The organism is Fastidiosipila sp., from assembly GCA_012511175.1.
In the GTDB taxonomy this organism is placed as follows: Bacteria; Bacillota; Clostridia; order Saccharofermentanales; family DTU023; genus UBA4923.
Window position 1 is genome coordinate 1 of record JAAZGO010000018.1, and the last position, 21,114, is coordinate 21,114.

Annotated in this window: 16 protein-coding genes and 1 tRNA gene; 3 read left to right on the plus strand and 14 right to left on the minus strand. The window is 56.1% G+C overall.

Annotated features, from left to right (window positions below):
* Positions 1-115: 115 nt before the first annotated feature.
* The 4 genes from radC to GX839_03465 form a co-directional block, all read right to left on the minus strand.
* Positions 116-835: a DNA repair protein RadC gene (radC, locus tag GX839_03450; GenBank protein ID NLB04520.1), complete on the minus strand. Its 720-nt coding sequence runs from the start codon at positions 833-835 to the stop codon at positions 116-118.
* A 104-nt stretch (positions 836-939) separates the two neighbouring features.
* Positions 940-1,983, minus strand: a complete 1,044-nt coding sequence (holA, locus tag GX839_03455; GenBank protein ID NLB04521.1) for a DNA polymerase III subunit delta — start codon at positions 1,981-1,983, stop codon at positions 940-942.
* Positions 1,984-1,992: 9 nt separating this feature from the next.
* Entirely contained in the window at positions 1,993-4,194 is a 2,202-nt protein-coding gene (locus GX839_03460) for a DNA internalization-related competence protein ComEC/Rec2 (protein NLB04522.1), read from the minus strand.
* Positions 4,195-4,288: 94 nt separating this feature from the next.
* On the minus strand, positions 4,289-4,939 hold the full coding sequence (locus tag GX839_03465; protein ID NLB04523.1) for a YihA family ribosome biogenesis GTP-binding protein: 651 nt from the start codon (positions 4,937-4,939) through the stop codon (positions 4,289-4,291).
* 48 nt (positions 4,940-4,987) lie between these two features.
* Here GX839_03465 and prs point away from each other — a divergent pair, with 48 nt between their 5' ends.
* The gene (prs, locus tag GX839_03470) at positions 4,988-6,268 is read left to right on the plus strand and encodes a ribose-phosphate diphosphokinase (protein NLB04524.1); all 1,281 of its coding nucleotides are present in this window, start codon (positions 4,988-4,990) and stop codon (positions 6,266-6,268) included.
* 95 nt (positions 6,269-6,363) lie between these two features.
* Positions 6,364-7,518 carry a ribose-phosphate pyrophosphokinase gene (locus GX839_03475; protein NLB04525.1) on the plus strand — a complete coding sequence of 385 codons (1,155 nt, stop codon included), beginning with the start codon at positions 6,364-6,366 and terminating at the stop codon, positions 7,516-7,518.
* Here the strand turns inward: GX839_03475 and GX839_03480 are convergent.
* The 5 genes from GX839_03480 to radA all read right to left on the minus strand — a co-directional run bounded on the left by GX839_03480 (position 7,515) and on the right by radA (position 14,595).
* Entirely contained in the window at positions 7,515-7,865 is a 351-nt protein-coding gene (locus GX839_03480) for a histidine triad nucleotide-binding protein (GenBank protein NLB04526.1), read from the minus strand. The two genes, GX839_03475 and GX839_03480, sit on opposite strands and share 4 nt — an antisense overlap.
* A gap of 14 nt (positions 7,866-7,879) precedes the next feature.
* Positions 7,880-10,534: an alanine--tRNA ligase gene (gene alaS / locus GX839_03485; protein NLB04527.1), complete on the minus strand. Its 2,655-nt coding sequence runs from the start codon at positions 10,532-10,534 to the stop codon at positions 7,880-7,882.
* Between the two features lie 82 nt (positions 10,535-10,616).
* Positions 10,617-12,353, minus strand: coding sequence for a LysM peptidoglycan-binding domain-containing protein (locus GX839_03490; protein NLB04528.1), 1,737 nt, complete (start codon positions 12,351-12,353; stop codon positions 10,617-10,619).
* Positions 12,354-12,458: 105 nt separating this feature from the next.
* Positions 12,459-13,175, minus strand: a complete 717-nt coding sequence (gene ispD / locus GX839_03495; protein NLB04529.1) for a 2-C-methyl-D-erythritol 4-phosphate cytidylyltransferase — start codon at positions 13,173-13,175, stop codon at positions 12,459-12,461.
* Positions 13,176-13,194: 19 nt separating this feature from the next.
* Positions 13,195-14,595 carry a DNA repair protein RadA gene (gene radA / locus GX839_03500; GenBank protein ID NLB04530.1) on the minus strand — a complete coding sequence of 467 codons (1,401 nt, stop codon included), beginning with the start codon at positions 14,593-14,595 and terminating at the stop codon, positions 13,195-13,197.
* A gap of 139 nt (positions 14,596-14,734) precedes the next feature.
* Between radA and GX839_03505 the strand changes: the two genes are divergently transcribed.
* Complete coding sequence (locus tag GX839_03505) at positions 14,735-16,480, plus strand: long-chain fatty acid--CoA ligase (GenBank protein NLB04531.1); 1,746 nt, start codon at positions 14,735-14,737, stop codon at positions 16,478-16,480.
* A 19-nt stretch (positions 16,481-16,499) separates the two neighbouring features.
* On the opposite strand, the gene GX839_03510 is transcribed toward GX839_03505, so the two are convergent.
* The 5 genes from GX839_03510 to GX839_03530 all read right to left on the minus strand — a co-directional run bounded on the left by GX839_03510 (position 16,500) and on the right by GX839_03530 (position 21,040).
* A complete protein-coding gene (locus GX839_03510) occupies positions 16,500-17,171 on the minus strand; it encodes an HAD family hydrolase (protein ID NLB04532.1) in 672 nt (223 codons plus the stop codon).
* Between the two features lie 66 nt (positions 17,172-17,237).
* Positions 17,238-17,313: transfer RNA gene (locus GX839_03515), tRNA-Ala, on the minus strand.
* Positions 17,314-17,393: 80 nt separating this feature from the next.
* Positions 17,394-18,203, minus strand: coding sequence for an SDR family NAD(P)-dependent oxidoreductase (locus GX839_03520; GenBank protein ID NLB04533.1), 810 nt, complete (start codon positions 18,201-18,203; stop codon positions 17,394-17,396).
* Entirely contained in the window at positions 18,190-18,771 is a 582-nt protein-coding gene (gene thpR, locus GX839_03525) for an RNA 2',3'-cyclic phosphodiesterase (protein NLB04534.1), read from the minus strand. The genes GX839_03520 and thpR overlap by 14 nt, the downstream gene beginning before the upstream one ends.
* Positions 18,772-18,856: 85 nt before the next feature.
* The gene (locus GX839_03530; GenBank protein NLB04535.1) at positions 18,857-21,040 is read right to left on the minus strand and encodes a sodium-translocating pyrophosphatase; all 2,184 of its coding nucleotides are present in this window, start codon (positions 21,038-21,040) and stop codon (positions 18,857-18,859) included.
* Between the last annotated feature and the right edge of the window lie 74 nt (positions 21,041-21,114).

The following is a 21,114-nucleotide window of genomic DNA, read 5'->3' on the forward strand; positions in this document are numbered from 1 at the left end:
ATTTCCTGTATGATTGCCATGAGATTCCTCCTTCAACCGCAAAGGCGGTGTGTGCTTTACTCACCTTAGCAGTTTAGGGAGGAATCTCTTTTTCTCCTACCGACCTACAAATACGTTACTCGAACAGACCCAGCCTGCTGAAGCTGGAGGAAGATTCCGCACCGATAATGACGTGATCGAGTACCGGAATCCCCATCATCTTTCCCAGTTCCGCGAATTTTCTGGTCGACTCGATATCCGCCTGCGAAGGCGAAGAGTCCCCGCTTGGGTGATTGTGAACCAGGACAATGGAGGCAGCGTTTGCCTTGACTGCTTCACGGAAAATATCCCGCGGGTGGATAACGGCAGCCGCCAGCCCCCCCTGGGAGATCCGAACCGACTTGATGATTCGATTCCGGGTGTCGAGCAGGAGGACATGAAACTCCTCTCTGGGCAAATAGCGCATGGTCGCCTCTACATGCCGTATTACGTCGTCCGGGCCCAGGGCTGGTGTTCTGACCTCAGAACGCCGCTCCGCGACGGCCCGCTGTCCAAGTTCAACTGCGGCCAGCACCCGGACCGCCTTGACCCGCCCGATGCCCGGTATCTCCTGCAGTTCCTCGGAACTGATCTCAAGCAGCCCTTTCAGTCCTTCACTTTTGAGGAGTATCTTCTGGGCAATCTGAATGGCGGTCTCCCCGCTCCTTCCTGATGTCAGAACGATGGCCAGCAACTCAGCGTGACCCAGCGCTCCGATTCCCTTTCGCTCCGCCTTCTCGTAGGGCCTTTCCGACAGGGGTAATTCTTTCATGGTCAGGAAATCACCCTGTTCTTTGCTTCCTCGATTCACTTCCATCCTCTCTCATCCTTTCATTTGTTTCCGCTCAAACAAGAGGCCGGCAAAACCTGCCCGGCCAGGAATCAGCAGATAAATTCAGGAAAATGAGAAATGGCTGCTTTTCAGGCAGCTCCGCAAGCTCTTATGACCAGGATGGATAAGGCTTCCTCACTGCCGAGCCTCCCGGTTTTTACCGCAAGATCCGCCTGAAAGCAATTCTCCATCATGGCTTCCAGACCTTGCATGGTGAAGCTCTTTGCCTGCCTGGCAAGCTTGCGGGCGAAAAATTGGCTTTGGGTGACACCGCTTTCCAAAATCCGGTCACTGCTTTCACATTCGGCAGCGATCAGCAAGTCGCGAGTCTGGCGGGCCAGCATGGTTTGGATGAACAAAGGGGCCTCTCTGCGCGCAAGAAGAACATCGAGGCGCCCGAGCGCCTCGTCCACCCTGCCGGCGGCTATTGCGTCCGTCAAATCGAAAATTTTGCCGGTCAGGTCTTCGCGGCCCAGATATTCAATGTCAGCCAGGGTGACATCGCGCTTTTCTGTAAAGTGAAAATACAGGAAGATAATTGACAAGTCACTGAAAATCGCAGACATCGAATAATCGCAACGTCGGATCAGGGAGTCAGCTGCTTCCCTGGTAATGCGAAGTTTTTCCCGGCCGCAAAGCGCCGAAATCCAAGCTTGCAGATCCGGGGCCTTCTGCTGGCCGAAACGGGCTGACAGGGTTCCCTGCTTTCTCATCTGCCGGAGCAGGGGGTTGGAGGAATGAACCGATTCTTCCGTAAAAACAAGATGGCAGTTTTCCGGAAGGTGCCCGAGTACCCGGGCCAATTCCCCTGAAACGCCCGATGAGGCCTGCGATGAGAAAAAGCCGCTTTGATCGATCTGGATAACCTTGTGAGCCGAAAGAAAGGGGGGAGTCCCTATCTCTGCGAGAAGACCTTCCGCGTCAATCGAGGAAGGTTTCCCATCGCCTGACAGCTTGACAAGATCCATGGATTCTGACCCCGGCGACACCAGTGCCGCAACAATCCGGTCGCGTATCTGGCGGACCAAAAACAGCTCTTCTCCAGTCAGGATATAGGCGGGACGGTCTATCCCTCTTTCCAGGTCATTTCCTGTTTCGCGGTAATCCATCCATTTGTCGATGACCGGTATCATATTCCCACCTCATTCTGTGCGGCCGGCACAGGGCAGCCACGTTGTAATCCTACCCTTTCCTCCCCGAATCTTCAAGAAAACGGCCCCGCTCTCATCCGTCCGCAGGATCCGGACCGCCCTTTGGTCAAGCCTGTCCAAGACATGGAGGTGGGGGTGCCCATAACGGTTGTTGCGGCCCGAGGAAATCAGGGCAGTCTTTGGATTGGAGGCTTCCAGAAAATCCGCTGAACTTGAATGCCTGGAACCGTGGTGGGCGACGTGCAGCAGATCCGCTGAACAATCGACCCGCGACCTGAGGATGGCCCGCTCACCTTCTTCGGTCAGATCGCCGGTCATTAGAAGAGACAGCCCCCCCATCGTCACGCGCATCACAAGGGAGGCCTCATTCAGATCAACCCGGCCGCTCCTTGAATCCGGGTGCAGAACCTCAATCAGGCTCTTTCCAAGCCTGATTGAATCCCCTGCCTGCAAAAGGGTGACAGGCAGATTTGACTCTTTCGCCATCTCCAAAAGCAAGGCCGTCATGTCTTCTTCATGCAGGGGCCCGGTCTGACTGTCGGCTTCGACCGCTGGCAGGCACAGGTGTCCGATCAATCCGGCATCCATGAGTTCCGCGATCCCCCAGGCGTGATCGTTGTGAGCGTGTGTGACAATGGCAAGGTCAATCTTGCCCAGCGCCTGCATCCTGGCCGCAGGGATGATGGTCCGGTAACCGTGGTTTTTATCACCTCCGTCGATTATCAGCGTCTGGCCGCTCTCCGTGATAAACAAAGTTGCATCTCCCTGCCCCACATCAAAAAAGATAACTTTGGCCGCCGGCGTGGAAAAGATGGCAAGACATACCACGAGCAGCCAGCCAAGCGACGAAGCTGCCAGGGCGGCAGCCGGCGGCAATTTTCTCTTCTTTTTTGCAAAAAACCAAGCCCAAAATGCGATCAGCGGCAGAAAAAGCAGACACCACTTCAAAGGGATGAAAGCAGCGTGTGTCTTGGCAACTGCTTCCGACATCCACATAAGAAGATCAGCAGCCGGGTTCAACAAAGCGGCAATCGCGCGCGTCGTCGGGGCAAAGAGCTCGGAGGACCGGGGCAGAAAGGATAAGACAAAGAGGGCGGGATAACTTGCGGCCATCAGGTAAGCGGCCAAAGGCAAGGCGGCCATATTCAAAAAAGGGGACAGCAAATGGATGCCTGGCGCTGTCGTGATCTGATAAGGGAGGATGACCCCCTGGGCAGCCGCCGAAAAAACCATGGCAGCCCTCAGTTTTGTGTAAACCGGGGATCCGGATCGTCCTGAAAGCCGCTTGGCTGTGTGGAATACCGCCCCGGCCGCTGACAGGCTCATCCAAAATGACTGGTCAAAAATCGCGTAGGGCTTGGCGGCCAGCAAGATCGAACCGATTAATAGAAGAAGGTTGAACCCATCACGCCGGAGCCGGGTAAAAAAATCCAGTTTTGATGCGAAAAGAACCAGTGACGCCCGGCTGATGCCGCTCTTCCAGCCGCTCAGGATACCCGGCAGGAGGATCAGGGGGAGGATCGCCCATTGTCTGGCTTTGAGGGGCAGCCTGGATTTTCGCGCAAGCCACATGAGGGGGCCAAGCAGCAAGATCAGGTGGGTCCCTGATACACTGGTCAAATGAGAAAGCCCCGAGCTGCGCAGAAAGAAAGTCTGCCGGTCCTGGAGAAGACGTGTATCGCCTGTCACAAGTGACAGGATCAGGGGTCCGCAGCGGCTCTCCCACAAGGGCAAGTGATGCTGACGGACGAAATCACGGATCCGGTCCGGCAGCCTTGCGAACCAAAGAAAAAAACCCTGGCGCGGGTCAAGCCGGAAGCTGCCTGACCGCCCGATCCAAACGGCTCCCCTGGACCAAAGCCAGTTACGTTCCGAGAAACCGCCGGGATTTCTTGCGCCTTCTGCGCACTCAAATACTGCCCGCCCCTCGATCCGGTCTCCTTTTTGTGCGGGGAGGTCCGTGCGGATCAGAACAGGGGTTCCATCGGCCAGCCGGATCTTCTGCGCCCGAACCCCATGCGGATCACCGGGCAGGGGGTTGCCGGCCTCCACAACCAGGCCGGTAAAGTTGATCGCTCCTTCTGGAACCCGTCTTTCCCATCGCGCGATTCTCAGCCGGCAACTGAAAAATGAAAAAGAGAAAAGAAGAACGAAACAAAGGGCGCCGGGCCGCATGGCGACAAGACGCATCAAGCTCTCTCTTCCCAGACTTTCTGCCATGTCCGGATTATGCGGACCGGCTGGATTTTACGGAAAGTCTTTCTTCCCCTTTTTCTTCAGTTCCGTGTCAAATCGACGCGAATGCGCTTCCGAGCCTCTCAATCATCCGGTCTTCCAGCCTTTTCATCCGCTCGTCACCCGGACTGAGCCCCGCAGAAACGGACAGGGGGTTCAACAAGGGGCAGCCCTTCTTTTGAACGTAAGGCCGGATGACGGCCAATGCCTCCTGCTCGGCTTTGGCGACCTGCTGCTTTGAGAGTTTGTCGGCCTTGGTCAGGACCACCTGCCAGTCCATCTCATAATGGCTCAGGTAATCAAGCATTTGAAGATCCGCCTGACTGAATCCCCGACGTATATCAAGGAGTACCAGGACCAGGGCGATCGGTCTTCCCGCTTCAAAGTACTGCTCAGTAACCTTTGAAAAAATCTCTTTCTCTCTCTGCGATGTTTTGGCATAGCCGTAACCCGGCAAGTCGACAAAATAGAAATCAGGCGATACATCATAGAAAAACACCATCCGGGTTTTTCCCGGCGTTTTACTGGTTCTCGCAAGGTTTTTCCGCTTGCTGAGGGCGTTGAGCAGGGTCGATTTCCCAACATTGGACCGGCCGACGAAGACAATTTCCCGTCTGGACGGCTTTGGAAACTGTTTACTTGAAGCGGCCGCTACATATGCAATACCGGCTGTTTCCATTTTTCGTTTTTTCGTCTTGGCCACTGTCACAACCTTTTCATCTGCTATAATTGTGCCACCGGAGGATCCTGTATGTCTAACCTTGCTTTTCCGGCCGAACAGTCTGTTAAAAACCTTTTCGGGGATGATCCTGTCCTTGATTCATACGGACCCATCGGCCTGATAACGGAGCAGCTCGACCCCGCACTTGCGGAACGCATCAACCACCAGCTCAGCTTGAGAAGGCAGGAAGCCGCCAGACAAAACCCCGAACTGCTTGGAATTCCCGGCTATGTCCGGAGCGAATACCGGATTAAAGTCGATCTGACCCGTTTCAGTTCCGGCGAGGGCAAGGCACAGATTATCGATTCGGTCCGGGGCCACGATCTTTTTATACTGACCGATGTCCTTAACTACGGCGCCCATTATAGCCGATACGTCGCCGACGTGTCGATGGCACCTGATGAGCACTTCCTGGATCTGATCCGCCTCATTCTTTCATCACGCGACTCAGCCGCCCGCATTCATGTGATCATGCCCTACCTCTTTGAAGGGAGGCGGTTTCGGAAATCTGCCAGGGAATCGCTCGATTGCGGAGCCATGCTCCGTTATCTTTTCAGTTTGGGGATCGACAATTTTATTACCTTCGACGCCCATGACTCCCGCGTCGCCAATGCCGTGCCTAACTCAAATTTTGAATCCTTCCCCACCTCCTATCAGAGCATTCGCACCATCCTTGAAACCATACCGGACCTGAAGATCGACAGTAATTCACTGATGATTGTGAGCCCCAATGAGGTCAGCATCAACCGCTGCATTTTCTTTGCCTCCGCCATGAAAGTCCCCCTGGGCATATTCTACATGCGCCGGGACTTCCAATATATTGAGGGGCAGCCCCACCAGGTGATGACCCGAACCTATCTGGGGGATTCGGTCGAAGGCAAGGACATCATCATTGTCGCTGACATGCTGGACAGCGGCAGGGATCTGGTTGCCAGCGCAAGCGAACTGAAGTCGCGCGGCGCCAACCGGATCATCTGTTCCGTTTCCTACACCCAGTTCACCGAGGGGATCGGTCACATCAGGCAGGCCTGGGAGAGCGGAATCATCGAGCGGGTTTTTTCCACTGATATGTCCTACAGGCCGCCGGAGGTTTTGTCGTCGCCCTGGTACACCGATATTCCCATGGCAGATGACCTGGCCCTCTTGATTTCCGCCCTGAACCACGATGCTTCCCTGTCAAGGCTGATGGCTCCGGCTGCGCGCATCGATGCCTTGCTGGAACGAGGCGGTTACCGGTTTTTGCAGGGAGACGAAGGCGACAGCATCGAAGACAGACAGCTTACATTTTCAGATTTTGCAGTAAGGCAATAAGCAGGAGAAATACCCTGACAGCTGAAGAGTTCCACAAGTCCTTCAAAAGAGGCGACAGCAACTATTACACCTATGATCAATACGGAAACAATCCCATGTTGCCCATCGCACCTGTCGCCCTGATTGCCTTGAAAGGAGCGCTTGACTTCTCCGGTGAGGTCAACAGGGCCCTGATCGCCAGGCGGAAAGACTACTTGTCGGGAGCCATGCCTGCAAAAGTTTCGCCAGGTTTTATGCGGGACGATTTCCACGTGCCGGTCAACACCTTCCGCTTTTCCTCCGGTGAGGGCAAGGCAGTCATCGAGAGCACCGTCAGGGGACATGATCTCTACATTCTCTGCGATGTGACCAATCACTCGGTTACTTATAAGATGCGCGGATCCCTCAACAGAATGAGTCCGGACGACCATTACCAGGACCTGAAACGGGTCATTCTGGCCTCATCGGGCAAGGCGCGCCGGATCAACGTCATCATGCCCTACCTCTACGAGGGACGCCAGCATCGAAGAAATGCACGTGAATCGCTTGACTGCGCGCACATGCTGATTGAACTCGATCAGCTGGGTGTCGACAATTTTATTACCTTCGATGCTCACGACGACCGGGTGGCTAACGCAACCCCTACATCCGGCTTTGAAAATGTGCCCACCACCTATCAGGTTCTGGAAACCATGATCAGATCTTTCCCCGATATCCGCTTTGTCCACGACGAGATGATGATGATCAGCCCCGATGAAGGTGCCATCTACCGCGCCATGTACTATGCGTCTGTCCTTGGCATCCCCCTGGGAACCTTCTACAAGCGGCGGGACTACACTGTCATCAAAAACGGCCGCAACCCCATTATCGCCCACGAATTTCTCGGGCAGCCCGTTGCCGGGCGCGACGTGATGATTGTCGATGACATGATTTCATCAGGCGAATCCATGCTGGAGATCGCCAAGACATTGAAGGCGAGCCGTGCCAGACGGATATTCTGCGTGGCGACTTTCGGCCTCTTTACCGACGGCCTTGAGGCCTTCAACAGAGCTTATGAAGAGGGAACGATTGATGCCGTTTTTTGCACCAACCTGATTTACCGGGCACCGGAGCTTCTGGCAGCCCCCTGGTACAGGGACGTCAGTGTTTCCCGTTTCGTCGCCCTGATCATCGATGCCCTCAATCACAATGCCTCCCTCTCATCGCTCCTGGATCCTACAACAAAAATCCGGACCCTCCTGAAGGCCATTAACGGAGAAGAAAAAGGCTAGATAATCCGAGGTCCAAGCTCAAGCCCTCCGATCAGGTGGAAGTGGACGTGCATGACAGTCTGGCCGGCATCCTCCCCGCAATTGTTGATCAGTCTGAAACCGGCTGATTCCAAACCGCAGGCGCGCACGATTTCCGGGAAGGCTCTATAGAGGCGGGTAAGTATTTCGAGACCCTGCGGCGTCGATGACATCTCGTAAAGATCTGAAAAATGGTTTTTTGGGACAATCAGGACGTGAACCGGCGCGACGGGATTCAAGTCCTTAAAGGCGACCACATCGTCATTTTCGAATACCTTGGCCGAAGGAATGGTCCCTTCAATTATCTTGCAAAATATACAATCTTCCATTTCTTGACTCTTTCTCATTTGGCAGCTGCCTCAACCAGACTGCGCACGGCTTCGAGCGCTTCTCGCACCTTGCTGACCTCGTGGCCGCCGGCCTGTGCCATGTCGGGGCGGCCTCCGCCTCTTCCTCCCGTGATCCTGGCAGCTTCCCTGACCAGATCGCCCGCCTTGATTCCTTTTTCGACCGCTCCCTTGCCTGCCATGGCCAGCCAGAATACCTTGTCCTCCCCCCTGCCCGCAAGCAGGATGACGGCATTCTCCCCCAGCTTGTCTCTCAGCCGGTCGCCGGCCTCACGCAATTCCCGGGCCTCATAGCCGGGGAATTCATGGAAAAGGACGCGAAACTTGCCAATGTCCTGTTCTTTTTCGTTCAGGTCCTCCACCGAACCGGCCAATTTTTCGCGCTCCAGTTGTCTCAATTCATCGCGCAGCAACCGGATCCTGTCTTCCTGGGCAATGACCTTGTCCAGAAGTTCCTCCCGCGGCACGCGCAAGAACTGCCCCAGCGCGTAGACGGTTTCGGCATCACAGTCGGCTTCCTCCAGGGCCCGGGCCCCGGTTACCGCCTCGATACGGCGGATCCCTGAAGCGATGCCCGCCTCTGAAATAATGCGAAAAAGGGCAATTTCACCCGTCGAAGTCAGGTGTGTTCCCCCGCAGAGCTCCCGGGACAGCTGGCCGCATGAAACGACCCGGACGCGGGCATCATATTTTTCTCCGAAGAGGGCAACGGCACCGGACGCCTTCGCTTCTTCCAGGGTCATCATTTCGACCTTGACCGGATAGTCAGCCAGTACAGCCTGGTTGACATAGAATTCGACTGCGCGTATTTCTTTATGCGAAAGGGGCCCATGGTGCTGAAAATCAAAACGAAGCCTTTCCGGAGAGACATAGGATCCCTTCTGGGTGGTGTGTTCGCCCAGGATTGCGCGGAGCGCTGAATGGAGCAAATGGGTGGCGGTGTGGTTCCTGGCTGTCGCTTTCCTTTCAATGGCGTCAACCGAGAAGCGGATTGGCAGCCCTGTGCGCAGAGAACCTGCGGTTACACGGGCCAGATGCAGAACAATCCCGTCTCCCGTCCTCTCTGTCGTGATAATTCCGGCTTCGCCGCCATCCTGTTGCGCCAGCCCAGCATCCCCCCTTTGCCCTCCGCCTTGCGCATAAAAGGGTGTCGCATCGGCAACCAGGTAGACTTCTTCACCTTCATCCGCTGAATCGGCGGCGGCCAGCGCCTGGCCGTCCTCCCGGAGTTTGAGAATAAAGCGCAGCGGCACTTCGGTGTCAAGCTGCTCATATCCGTCAAAACGGGTCGGTTCCAAAAGGCGTACCTGGTCAGGGAGAGCGATGCTCCCCCATGCAGTCGAGGATTTTTCGTGAAAATCCTGGCGGGCGCGAAGCCGCTGCTCTTTCATTGCCTCCCCAAAGGCGTCCATGTCGACGCGCATGCCCTTCTCCCCCGCAATCTCCACGGTCAATTCGATAGGGAATCCGAAAGTATCGTGCAGGCGGAAGGCGACATCACCGGGAAGGATCCGGGAACCTTTTGCCTGTTCCTTTTCGCAAGCCTCGTCCAGCAGTGTCATGCCCTGCCGGATGGTCCGGTCAAAGCGTTTTTCTTCACCCTCCAAAATGGAAATAATCAGTTCTTCCTGGCGGAGTTCCGGGTAGTATTCACTGGATTGGCTGATCGCGGTCCGCATGATGGGTGACAGGAAGGGCCGGTCAAGGCCAAGAAGCCTGCCCTGGCGTGAAGCGCGCCTGATCAGGCGGCGGAGCACATAGCCCCGCCCCTCATTGCCAGGGATAATTCCGTCGGCAATCATCATCATGGCGGAACGAACGTGGTCGGTAACAATGCGGATGGCAATATCGTCCTTTTCGTTGACACCGTAAACCGTCGAGGTCTCCTGGCAGACCTTGTCCAGGATGGCCCGGATGGTGTCGACCTCGAACATGCCGCCCACTTCCTGCACGATGGCTGCGATCCTTTCCAGGCCAGCGCCCGTGTCGATATTTTTCTTTTCAAGCGGCTGGTAAGTGCCATCTTCCAGCTTATTGAACTGGGTGAAAACAAGATTCCAATATTCCATGTAGCGGTCGCACTCGCAACCGACCCCGCAATCAGGGCTTCCGCATCCATATTTCTCTCCCCGGTCGTAGAAAAGCTCGGAGCAGGGGCCACAGGGACCTGTGCCGTGCTCCCAAAAGTTCTCTTCATCAAAACGCGAGATCCTTTCGGGGGGGATGCCGGCGCTGACCCAATGCCGGAAGGCTTCATCGTCATCGACATGGATGGTTATATAAATGCGCTCTTTGGCAAGTTCCAACGTGTTCAGGGAAAAATCCAAGGCCCACTCGATGGCTTCTTTTTTAAAGTAGTCCCCGAAAGAAAAATTGCCCAGCATCTCAAAGAAGGTGCCGTGGCGCCCTGTTTTGCCGACTCTCTCAACGTCCGGGGTCCGGATGCATTTCTGGCAGGTGGCAACCCGGGGGGAAGGCGGAGTTTCTGCCCCCGTGAACCATGATTTGAGCGGCGTCATCCCTGCGTTGATCAATAAGATGGAGGGATCATTCTCCGGGATCAGGGGAAAACTGGGCAGAACCAAGTGGTCTTTTTTTTCGAAATAGTCAAGAAAAAGACTGCGGATGGTATTCAGGCTTAAGGCTTTCACTAATGAATCTCCTTTGAATGAGTTTATGTGCAAAGGCCCGGATCCCCCGGGCCTTATTATAACGCGCTTGGCAAAAGTTCGATCAGTCGCCCAGAAGTTCAGACAGGGGCGGTATCTTGACCTTATTGCCCACGTAAAGGTTTCTCACGCTCATGTCGTTATACTCGGCCAGTTTTTCGCAAAGTGATTCGCTGGCTCTGTCATAGTACCTCATGCAGATGCCCCACCAGGTATCCCCGGCGACGACAATATGGGTCTGGCCCTCCGGCTCTGTTGTCACAGGTTCCGTCGGTTCGGTCGGCACTGTGGTGGGCGGCGGCATCGATTGCGTCGGGATGATCAGCGGCGCAGTAGTCGCCGGTTCCGTTTCAACCGGCTTCTTCTTGTCGCCGGCCAGCAACTTGATCAAGGCAACAATGCAAACAACAATAATGGCCAGCAAAATAGCGTAAAAGACCAGGCGTCTTTTCCCATCCGGCCGTCCGGTCCGCTTTCTTCCGTAACCATCATCGAAGTCGTCGTAATCGCCGTAGGGATCGTAATCGCGGGGCGCCCGGTCAAGGTCTTCACCGGTGTCCCAGTCGCCTTGCCGGTCGTAGTCATCGTAAGGCGGCAAACCATCGCGGTGTCTTTTTTGCGCAGCCTGCGAGTAGGCAAATACCGGCAGTTCCCCACCCCCGGAGGGAGGCAGACTGTCCTCGCGATAGTCGCCGCTCTTCAGTGTCTCCCAGCCTGCTGCCGGATCGGATGAAGGGAAATCATCTTGGTAATCACCGTGGGTCTGCTCCCGCTCATGCCCCATGCGCGGAGCAACCGCCTCAAAGGGCTCCGTCGCCTCACTTACCGGCAAGGGAGGCAGGGCCCAGCTGTCCGGACCGTCCTCCGTTTCCCACTGGGGAGGGGCCTGGCGGGCGCGGTCGACCTTGTCCTGTCTCTCATAGCGCTGAGTTGGGGCCAGTTCCGGCTCCGTTGTTTCCCGCGTCGGTGCAATGACAGGCTCCATGGCTTGGGTCGCAAATCGTCCCAGGCTGAATTTCGAAGACTGTTCGACAGCTGTGATCCTGTCCACTTTGGAAACCGTGACCTGGATCGGGGTTCCCGGCGTCTGGGAGGCGGCAGCAGTCATAAGCAAACCTGCCGCATCCATGGGATCTTCAGCATCTGAAAGGTGCCTCATGAATTCTTTCTGCCCGATGACATCAAAAAGCTCGCCATTGCAAAGGACAATCACGTCGCCTTCTTCAACCTGGGCGATATTGGAATAACGGATGGCTCCCGCCTCGCCGGCAATGAAGTCTTCCAGGCCTTCAACGGCGTCACCGTAAAGATCAACCGCATCCATGCTCCCGCTTTGACCTGTCAGGGGATAAAGCGCATCCTGCCTGTAAATGAAAGCCTGACCTCCTCCGACCGTCACGGCCGCCATTTCGCCGTCTCTGAGAATGATTCCAGCAAAATAGGGTGCACGCGCTGCTTCTTCCGAAAGTTTCAAACCGCCCGTGACATCGAGCGCTGTTTCAGCCAGATCATTAATATCCGTGTCGATATCACCGGTTTCAGAAACCAGTTGGTTGGCCAGCCGCCTGAGGGGCTCCTGCCAGGCAAGTTGACGGGATCGCGTATCCGACGGGTAGGCGAAAACGGAAACCAAAAAACCCCTCGCCTCGCGGTCAAGCGTCAGATTGACCGCACGCAATTCTCTTTTCCCCGGAAACTTTCCGTCGAGACAGTATGCATCCGCCACACCCTCTACGGGATAGTAACGGGCATTGATTGTCGTGAGCAAACGAGTCGTGGTCGGGGCCGGTGCCTTAGCCATAAGATGCCTCCTGAATGTGATTTGATGTCATCTTTTGCGCGCTTTTCTTGTTTCTGACAGTTTAACACAAAAGGTGCTGCATGACTGCCGGACCCGGGAGCAATGTCAGCCGATCCGGGGAATACAGCAAGCCTCCGCAAAATAGAAATCTTCCGGAGTGGTGAGCTTGATATTCAGCGGGTCACCCTTGATCAGGCGCACCGGGAAACCGATACGGATCAGGAGTTCCAGGTCGTCCGTGACCGTGACTTTTTCTTTTTCTGCCAATTCAGCCGCTTCCAAAAGAACATCGAGATCAGCCCCCTGCGGTGTCTGCATGGCGGCCAGGCGATCGCGTGGCATGGTTTTGAGGATGGTGCGTCCTGTCTCGTCCATCAGGCGGATGGTGTCATTGACCGGAATGGCAGGGGCTGCCCCGCAGTGGAAGCGCTTAATGGTTTCAAGCAGGACGGTGACTGTATCCGCCCGCAGAAAACACCGGGCCGCGTCGTGAACCAAAACAGCGACCCGGCCCCCTCCCTTGTCAGCTGCCATTTCCCGTGCAGCACGCAGGCCCAGCAGGGCTGACATCTGCCTGGTCTCCCCGCCCCTGATCACCCGGAAACGGCGGCCAGTAAAGGAGCCAGCCAAAAGCGATCCGATCCGGTTCTCTTCTCCCGCGGCCCCCACCACGATCATGGATGAGATTGCGGGATGGCCTAACAAAGCGCGTGCCGCACGCTCCAATACCGTAATGCCTCCCATATTCTGGAAGATTTTGTTGACGCTGCTGCCAAAACGGCTGCCTCGACCGGCTGCCAGCAGAACGGCGACCGTTTCCATGGAAGAACCTCCCCTCAATTCACAAGCTGATCTCCTTTGAAAAAAGCAAGTCGCAGGCTTCATTCAGTTCACTGACATAATAGACCCTGACGTCTTCCCGCTTCTCGAACCGGCGCAATTTGGACTTGGCTGAGGCCGGGACAACAAAGCGGTTTTTCCCCGCCCTGTACGCCTCTTCCAGCGCATCAGCGATTCGGGGAACAGAGCGGATTTCACCTGTAAGACCGACCTCCCCGAGTACGACGGCGTCAACTGAAACCGGCTCTTCGCGCACACTGGACAGGAGAGCGGCGAGGATGGCAAGATCAATGGATGTCCCCTTCACCCGCATCCCACCCGCCACATTGACATAGGCATCCAGCGAGCTCAGATCCATTTTTGTTTTCTTCTCGGCAACTGCCATCAGCATAATCAGCCTTGACCGGTCAATCCCCTGGGCCATCCGGATCGGCGTTCCATAACTCGAATGAACCGTCAGCGCCTGGATCTCAAGCAGAAAGGGCCGGGTACCCTCCAGAACAGCGCTGACAACTGAACCAGGCACATTTTTGGGTTCACTGTCAAGGAAAAGACCGGTTGCCTGACTGACTGAAAGGAGCCCCTTCTCGGTCATCTCAAAGATGCCGATTTCCCCTGTCGAGGCGAAACGGTTCTTGACCGCACGCAGAATCCGCAACGGGCTTTCCTTCTCCCCTTCGAAATACAAAACCGTATCGACCATATGCTCCAACACACGCGGCCCGGCGATGGCTCCTTCCTTGGTCACGTGACCGGTCAGGATGATGGCGATTCCATGGGTCTTGGCCAGCCTCAAGAACCCCATTCCCGCTTCACGCACCTGGGTCACCGAACCGGGCGCTGAAGGCAGGTCATCCGCATAGACGGTCTGGATGGAATCAATGACCGCAACAGAGGGCTGATTGATGGTCAGGGCCTCCTCTATCTCTGACAGCCTTGTCGTCGTCAGCAGCGGAATCCTCTTTTGCGAAAGGCCCAGCCTTTCATAGCGAAGGCCGATCTGGGAAGCTGATTCCTCTCCGCTGACATAAAGGACATGGTCAAAACCGCAGTGGCCCAAAATCTGGAGAGCCAGTGTCGATTTGCCGATTCCCGGGTCACCCCCCAGCAGGATCAGGGAGCCGCTGACCATGCCTCCACCCAGAACACGATCGAGTTCGGCAATCGAAGTCTTTTGCTTGACCTCCTCCCGGGCCTGGACATGGGAGAGATCGACCAGATCGGGCCTGCCAGACCTTTCCCGGGGCTCAAGCCAGCTCCCGGCCCTGCCCGGTGTGGCAACGGCAGCTTCCGTCCGGGCTGAAAAGGAATTCCAGGCACTGCAGGAAGGGCATTTGCCAAGCCAGCCGCTGGTTTCATGACCGCACTCCACACACACATACAAGGTTTTGTTTTTTGCCATTTCTGCCACCCGCCCCTCTACCTGCCTCAGTCAAGTATAGGTGATGGCATTCATAAATGGTAGAATACCTTCATCGGTACTGAAGCCTCTGCGGCAGCGGCTGGTCCTGCGGCAATCGCGGACTGAAAGGAGCCTTCCCATGTATGAACAGTTTCCCGATTTTTCAATTGTCGATCCAAGTTTCCAAACGTCTTTCGTCATTCCTGACGAAACCATGTATTCCCTGGTAAGGAAGACGTGCCGTGAACGGCCGGATGAGCCAGCTTTATCTTATCTCGGGGCCCGAATGACCTACCGCGAGCTGGGCCGCCAAATTGATGACTGCAGCCGGGGTTTGATGGCTTCGGGATTCAAAGCCGGTGATATTTTTGCCATCTGCATGCCCAACACGCCTGAAACCGTCATTCTGTTTTACGCTGTCAACCGGATGGGCGGTATCTGCAACATGATCCACCCGCTGGCTCCCGCGGCCAATGTCATGGAAATTATCAGGGAGACAGGCAGCAGATTCCTGTGCTTTCCCGAATTATTCCTGGGCCGGCTGGCCAGTCACATCGAAGAGGAAAGAGAGGATTCAACTCTTGAAACTGTTCTAATCGCCCCCATGGCCCGGTCGGCCGATCCGGTCAGCCGGGCAGGGCTCTGGCTGACCAAGGCGCGCAAGGCCAACAAGCTGATGCCCCGGAACAGGAACTGGATACGCTGGGATGACATGATCAGGCAAGGGATCAAAGAGGATCTGAGCCAGCTGGAGGAAGCTTCAGACCCCGAGCGCGTCTCCACCTATCTTCACAGCGGCGGAACAACGGCTGAGGCCAAGACCATTATGCTGTCCGACCGCAACTTCAACGGAATCGCCTGTCAGATTTTCAGTGCCATCGGCTACCCGATTGATGCGCCCCGCCCCTACGGGGAAGCCTTCGTCGACGTCCTCCCCCTCTTTCACGGTTTTGGCCTTTGCATTGGCATGCACGCCATGCTGGTCAACGCCGCCTGTTGCATCCTGGTTCCGCAGTTTTCAACCAAAGGCCTGGCCTCCATTATCAAGAAGCAGAAGCCAACCCTGATGGCCGGTGTGCCGACCTTGTTCGAGGCCGTCCTCAATGATCCTGTCATGGAGAAGATCGATTTCTCGTGCTTCAGCGCCATGTTCTGCGGCGGTGACTCCCTGACGCCTGAATTGAAAGAGCGCTTTGACCGATTTCTGGCGGAGCACGGATCAAGCGCCCGCCTGCGGGAGGGCTACGGCTTGACGGAGACTGTCACTGTCTGCTGCCTGACCCATCATGTTTCCTCCGACCGCAGCGGCATCGGACTCCCCCTGGCCAACATGGAAATGAAGATTGCTGACATTGAAACGGGCGTTCTCAAGCCCGATGGTGAGATTGGCGAGATCTATGTGACCGGCCCCACCGTCATGAAAGGCTATCTGCACCAGGAAAAAGCGACTTCAGAAACCCTGCTCCCTGACAAGGACGGAAAAATCTGGGTTAAAACCGGCGATCTGGGCTATCGGGATCCCGATGGCTTTTATCATTTCACCAGCCGGCTGAAACGGATGATCAAGGTCTCCGGAGTCAATGTCTACCCCCTGCAGATTGAGAATATCATCGCGGAGATTCCCCAGGTTCTCCAGGTTGCGGCCATCGGAATCCCCCATCCCTACCAGATGGAGGTAGTCAAAGTCTTTTTGAGAGTGAAGGAAGGGACTGACCGCCAGGCACTCGAGAAGCTGGTCAGGGAAAAAGTCAAGGAACGGCTGCTTCCCTATGCCGTTCCCAAGGAAATCGAATTCATCGAGGAATTCCCCAAAACCCTGGTGGGGAAAATCGATCTGAAAGTGCTGGAGGAGCGGGAAAGACAGAAATATCAAGCAAGCCAATAGGTTCCAGCCGGGCCTGCCGTCAACGGTGACACCGGATGTAGTCGGCCACTCCTGCAGGGTTTTCTGCCAACCAGTCAGGCGACAGGGCTTCCAGCTCCTCCCGGGGCCGGTAGCCCCAGGTCACGGCAATGGTGCGCATGCCGGCCGCCCTTCCCGTCAGGACATCGATGTCACTGTCGCCAATAAAAAAAGACTTGCCGGGATTTGCCTTGAGGGCTCTGAGCATGCGGAGAACCGATTGCGGATCCGGTTTCAGGGGGACCAGGGGCCTCGCTCCCCGGACCGCGGTGAAAAGCCCCTGGGGAAATGAATCGGAGACAATCCCCGGCGCAAGTTTGTCACTTTTATTGGTCAGCACCCCCAGTTTGAGTCCCATCCCGGCGACCTGGTCCAGCATTTCCCGGATACCCGGAAAGGGCTCCGCCCGTCTTTCCCTTTGCCTTGGCGCCAGCTCCCGGTAGAGCCGGTGTGCTTCATCGACAATGGATGGCTCTGTGACACCTGCGGCATCCATCATCCTTTCAACCAGGACCCGGGCTCCCATGCCAAGAAAGGTCCGGATCTCATCCCTGCCAAATTCCGGAAGCCCCAGGCGGTTCATGGTTTCATTGCATGAGGCCATGATCGAGGGCAGGGTATCCAGCAGGGTTCCGTCGAGATCAAAGATCGCGGCCTGGTTTGCGGGTTTCATGAAAAAACGCATTCCTTCTTCCCTTTGTCGATTAAAAAGCGCCTGCTTTCTCAAGCGGGCGCCCTATGGTGGACGATAAGAGACTCGAACTCTCGACCTCTGCGATGCGAACGCAGCGCTCTCCCAACTGAGCTAATCGCCCGGATTGTGTCCGGCTCTCCCCGGACGCCAAGTCATTTTATCATAAGTCGCCTCTTTGTCCAGCGGACTGGAAATTGTTACTCAGCCATAGAGCCGCCCGACAATCCAATGAGTCAGCCTCACTGGCAGCAGCTTAAAGAGGACAAGAACCAGCCGGTAAAAAAAGCCCAGCCCGTAAAGCGGCTTGGGGTGTTTCTTTTTTGCTATCCGGATTATCTTTGCTGCAATCGCCGATGGCTCTGTGCCTGTCCGCTCATCATCTTCCATGCGGGCAACGGACCGCTCACAGCCCTCCCCGTATTCAGTCAAAAGGCAGGAATCCTTGACCCGGTTATCCGGGAAGGAGGTCGCCACATCGCCGGGCATGACGGCGACTGTCTTGATTCCGAAAGCTTTCAGCTCGGTATTGAGGGCCAGGGCCAGCATGTTGAGACTGGCTTTGGTGGCTGAATAGAAACTCTGGTAAGGAAGGGATACAACAGCTGCGACAGAACTGGTCAGGATGATCCGGCCATTTTTTTCCCTTAGGAGAGGGATGCTGTGCCGGACCACCTCGGCTGATGAGAAAAAATTAAGATCAAACTGCCGCATGACCTCCTCTTTGGGCGTATCAGCGATCGCACCGGCAATACCGAATCCCGCGTTGGAAAAGACCGCGTCCAGGAAGTCCGTTTTCCCCCTGATTTCTTCAAAGGCTTGGGACAGGGCCCTTTCATCCGTAATATCGCAGGCAATCTGGCAGAGCATCCCGCCTTTGGGATAGGATTCTTCCGGAAGGACCGTCCGCGACAATGAGTAGACATGACTCCCCCCGCGAAGCAGGAGGTCAGCCAGGGCCTTGCCGATGCCGGAGCTCCCCCCGGTCACCAGGACCCGTTCAAGGCTTGACATCATTTTCCTCCTTTCCCAGGCCGAAAGGATACCGGCTCAAGGGTGTGTAAACCAGCTTGCCTCCAACGAAACGGGACCAGAATAAAACAGCTTCATCCGCAACGAAAGCCTGAGGCAGATTGAAAGCGGAATAAAAATCGTCCGAATCAAGAAAACTGCCCTCTGCCTCCCTGATCAGGGTCAAGTGGGGGGTATAGGGACGTTGATCCAGACGGAGCCCGATTGCCTCCAGGGCGGCCAGCTCGGATTCCCTGTATGCCTCAAGCGCCTTGTCCGGCTCCAGATGCCAGACGACCAGATCCCCGCCCTTTTTGCGGCGGAACAAACCGCCTTTCCCCGCTGAAAGGATGGGGGAAAAAGGCCGATCCAGTCCGGTCAATGCTGAGATTATCTCTTTCTCTTTGGCCGTCTCCCCGATGAAATTGAGGGTCAGATGAAGCCGTTCAGGCGGCACAAAGCGCCCGCGCACACCCTGCTCTTTCAAGGCCTCACAGTTTGATGCGATTGCTTCCAGCCAGTCCTCGGGCAACTCAATGGCGGTAAAGAGTCTTTTTTCCACAGCGGCCATAGGCATATTCTGCCACACGTCCGCCCAAAGAAAAACGGGCCCCCCTATCAAAAGGAGGGGCCCGCATGTTCCAATTCAGTTTCCTTCAACTCAGAAGTGACTGGATCCAGCTGAGCAGGTTGAAGCGCGAGAAGACAGCGCCCATGACCACCGAAACCACCGACATGATCTTGATCAGGATGTCAAGCGAAGGTCCCACGGTATCTTTTAATGGATCGCCGACGGTGTCGCCAACGATGGCATGCTTATGTTCCTCGGACTCGCGGCTCAAGCCCTCAATACCGCCCACTTCGATAAACTTCTTGGCATTGTCCCAGGCACCGCCGGCGTTGCCGGTAAAGAGCGCCAGCATGATGGCTGAAATGGTCGAACCGATCAGGAGCCCCGCGACAAACATGGGGCCGAGGATAAAGCCGGTAACAACCGGAAAGAGAACGGCAAAGAGAGCAGAAACTCTCATCTCCTTCAGTGCGCCCCTGGAGGAGATGGCAATGCAGGTTTCATAGTCCGGCAGGACCTCTCCCTGGAGCAGACCCTTGATTTCACGAAACTGCCTGCGCACTTCGACCACCATGACCCGGGCCGTCTTGGTTACCGAGTCAATCAGCATGCCCGAGAACATGAAAGGCAGGGCGCCGCCCACCACCAGTCCGACCAGGGTCAGGGGCTGAATGGCGTCCAGGATGATCCGCTCGGTCGGAGGCGTGAAGGTGAAAAGGTAGGAAGAGATCATGGACAGGGCAGCCAGAGCCGCGGAGCCGATGGCAAAGCCCTTGCCGATGGCAGCCGTTGTATTGCCCACCGCATCCAGGGTATCCGTGATCTGGCGCACCCCATTGTCCAGGAAACTCATTTCCGCGATGCCGCCGGCATTGTCGGCGATGGGCCCATAGGTATCCACCGAGACGGTCGCTGTGACGAAGGACAGCATGCCGGTCGCCGCCATGGCGACCCCATACATGCCAGCCAGCTGGTAGGCGCCCAGGATGGCCAGCCCTAGCGTCACGCAAGGGTACATGGTCGATTTCATGCCGACAGCCAATCCCTCGGTCACGGTCAAGGCGACACCTTCTTTGGTTGATTCGGCGATGACCTTGGTCGGTTTATAGGAATAGCTGGTGTAATATTCCGCGAAGACCCCGATGATAATCCCGCTGATCACGCCCATGCTGGCTGCCAGCAGGGGTGAAATCCAGCCAACCGCAAATTGGGCATTCTTCATTTCGACCGGGTTCATCCGGCCAAACATGATCCAGGCCAATACGAGTCCGAAGATCAGGGTTGCGCCGGCTGAGATCCAGGTCGACATATTGAGTTCATGGTGAGGGTTTTCCGACAATTTCTTTTTGAGAAGAAGCGACATTATCCCGATGACGCAGGCCACAAGCCCGCCCGCGGCAAAGACCAGCGGGTAGTTGATCATGGCGGAGACCATGCCCTTGCTTACATCGACGTGGTGGCTTCTGAAAACTTCACAGGCCAGGATGACCGCAGACATGATGGCGCCGACGTAAGACTCGAGAAGATCAGAGCCAAGTCCGGCCACATCGCCCACATTGTCTCCGACGTTGTCTGCAATGGTGGCAGGATTTCTCGGATCGTCCTCAGGAATATCCACCTCGGTCTTGCCCACCAGATCGGCCCCCATGTCGGCCGCCTTGGTATAGATGCCGCCGCCGACCCGGTTGAACATGGCGATGATGGAACAGCCGAGCGCGTAGCCTGAAAGGGTGATGGTAAAGGTGGTCGGTAATCCCCACCAGTTGATGTGCTGAACCCCGTCAACGATATCGCGCATCTGTCCGAATACGTGCCCAAAGACCAGGTAGACAATCAGGATTCCCAGGAGGGCAAAGCCCCCGACACAAAGACCCATGACAGTTCCGCCCCGGTAGGCCACTTTCAAAGTCTCACTCAAACTTCGCGATTCGCGGGCCTTGTTGGTCACCCGGACATTGGAATAGGTGGCAATCTTCATTCCAATAAAACCCGCCAGGGCGCTCATGACTGCCCCGACAATAAAAGCCACCGCCATCTGCCAGGTGATCAGGATGCCCAGGATCACCGAGATAATGGCTGCGATGATGGCGACCACCCGGTATTCGTAATTAATGAAGGTCGAAGCGCCGAGGCGGATGGCCGCGGCGATTTCCTGCATCCGTTCCGTCCCCTCATCCATCCGCTTGACCGCATAGTAGTTGATGGCCGCGTAACCGAGCGCCAGCACAGTCCCGAAGGCCATGATAACCGTCAAGATGACAAGACTCATCTTCTCTCTCCTTGTTCTTTAGTTGGGGAATTCATCCGCCCGAAAGGGCCCGCCCCCTTCACACCACTAGATGG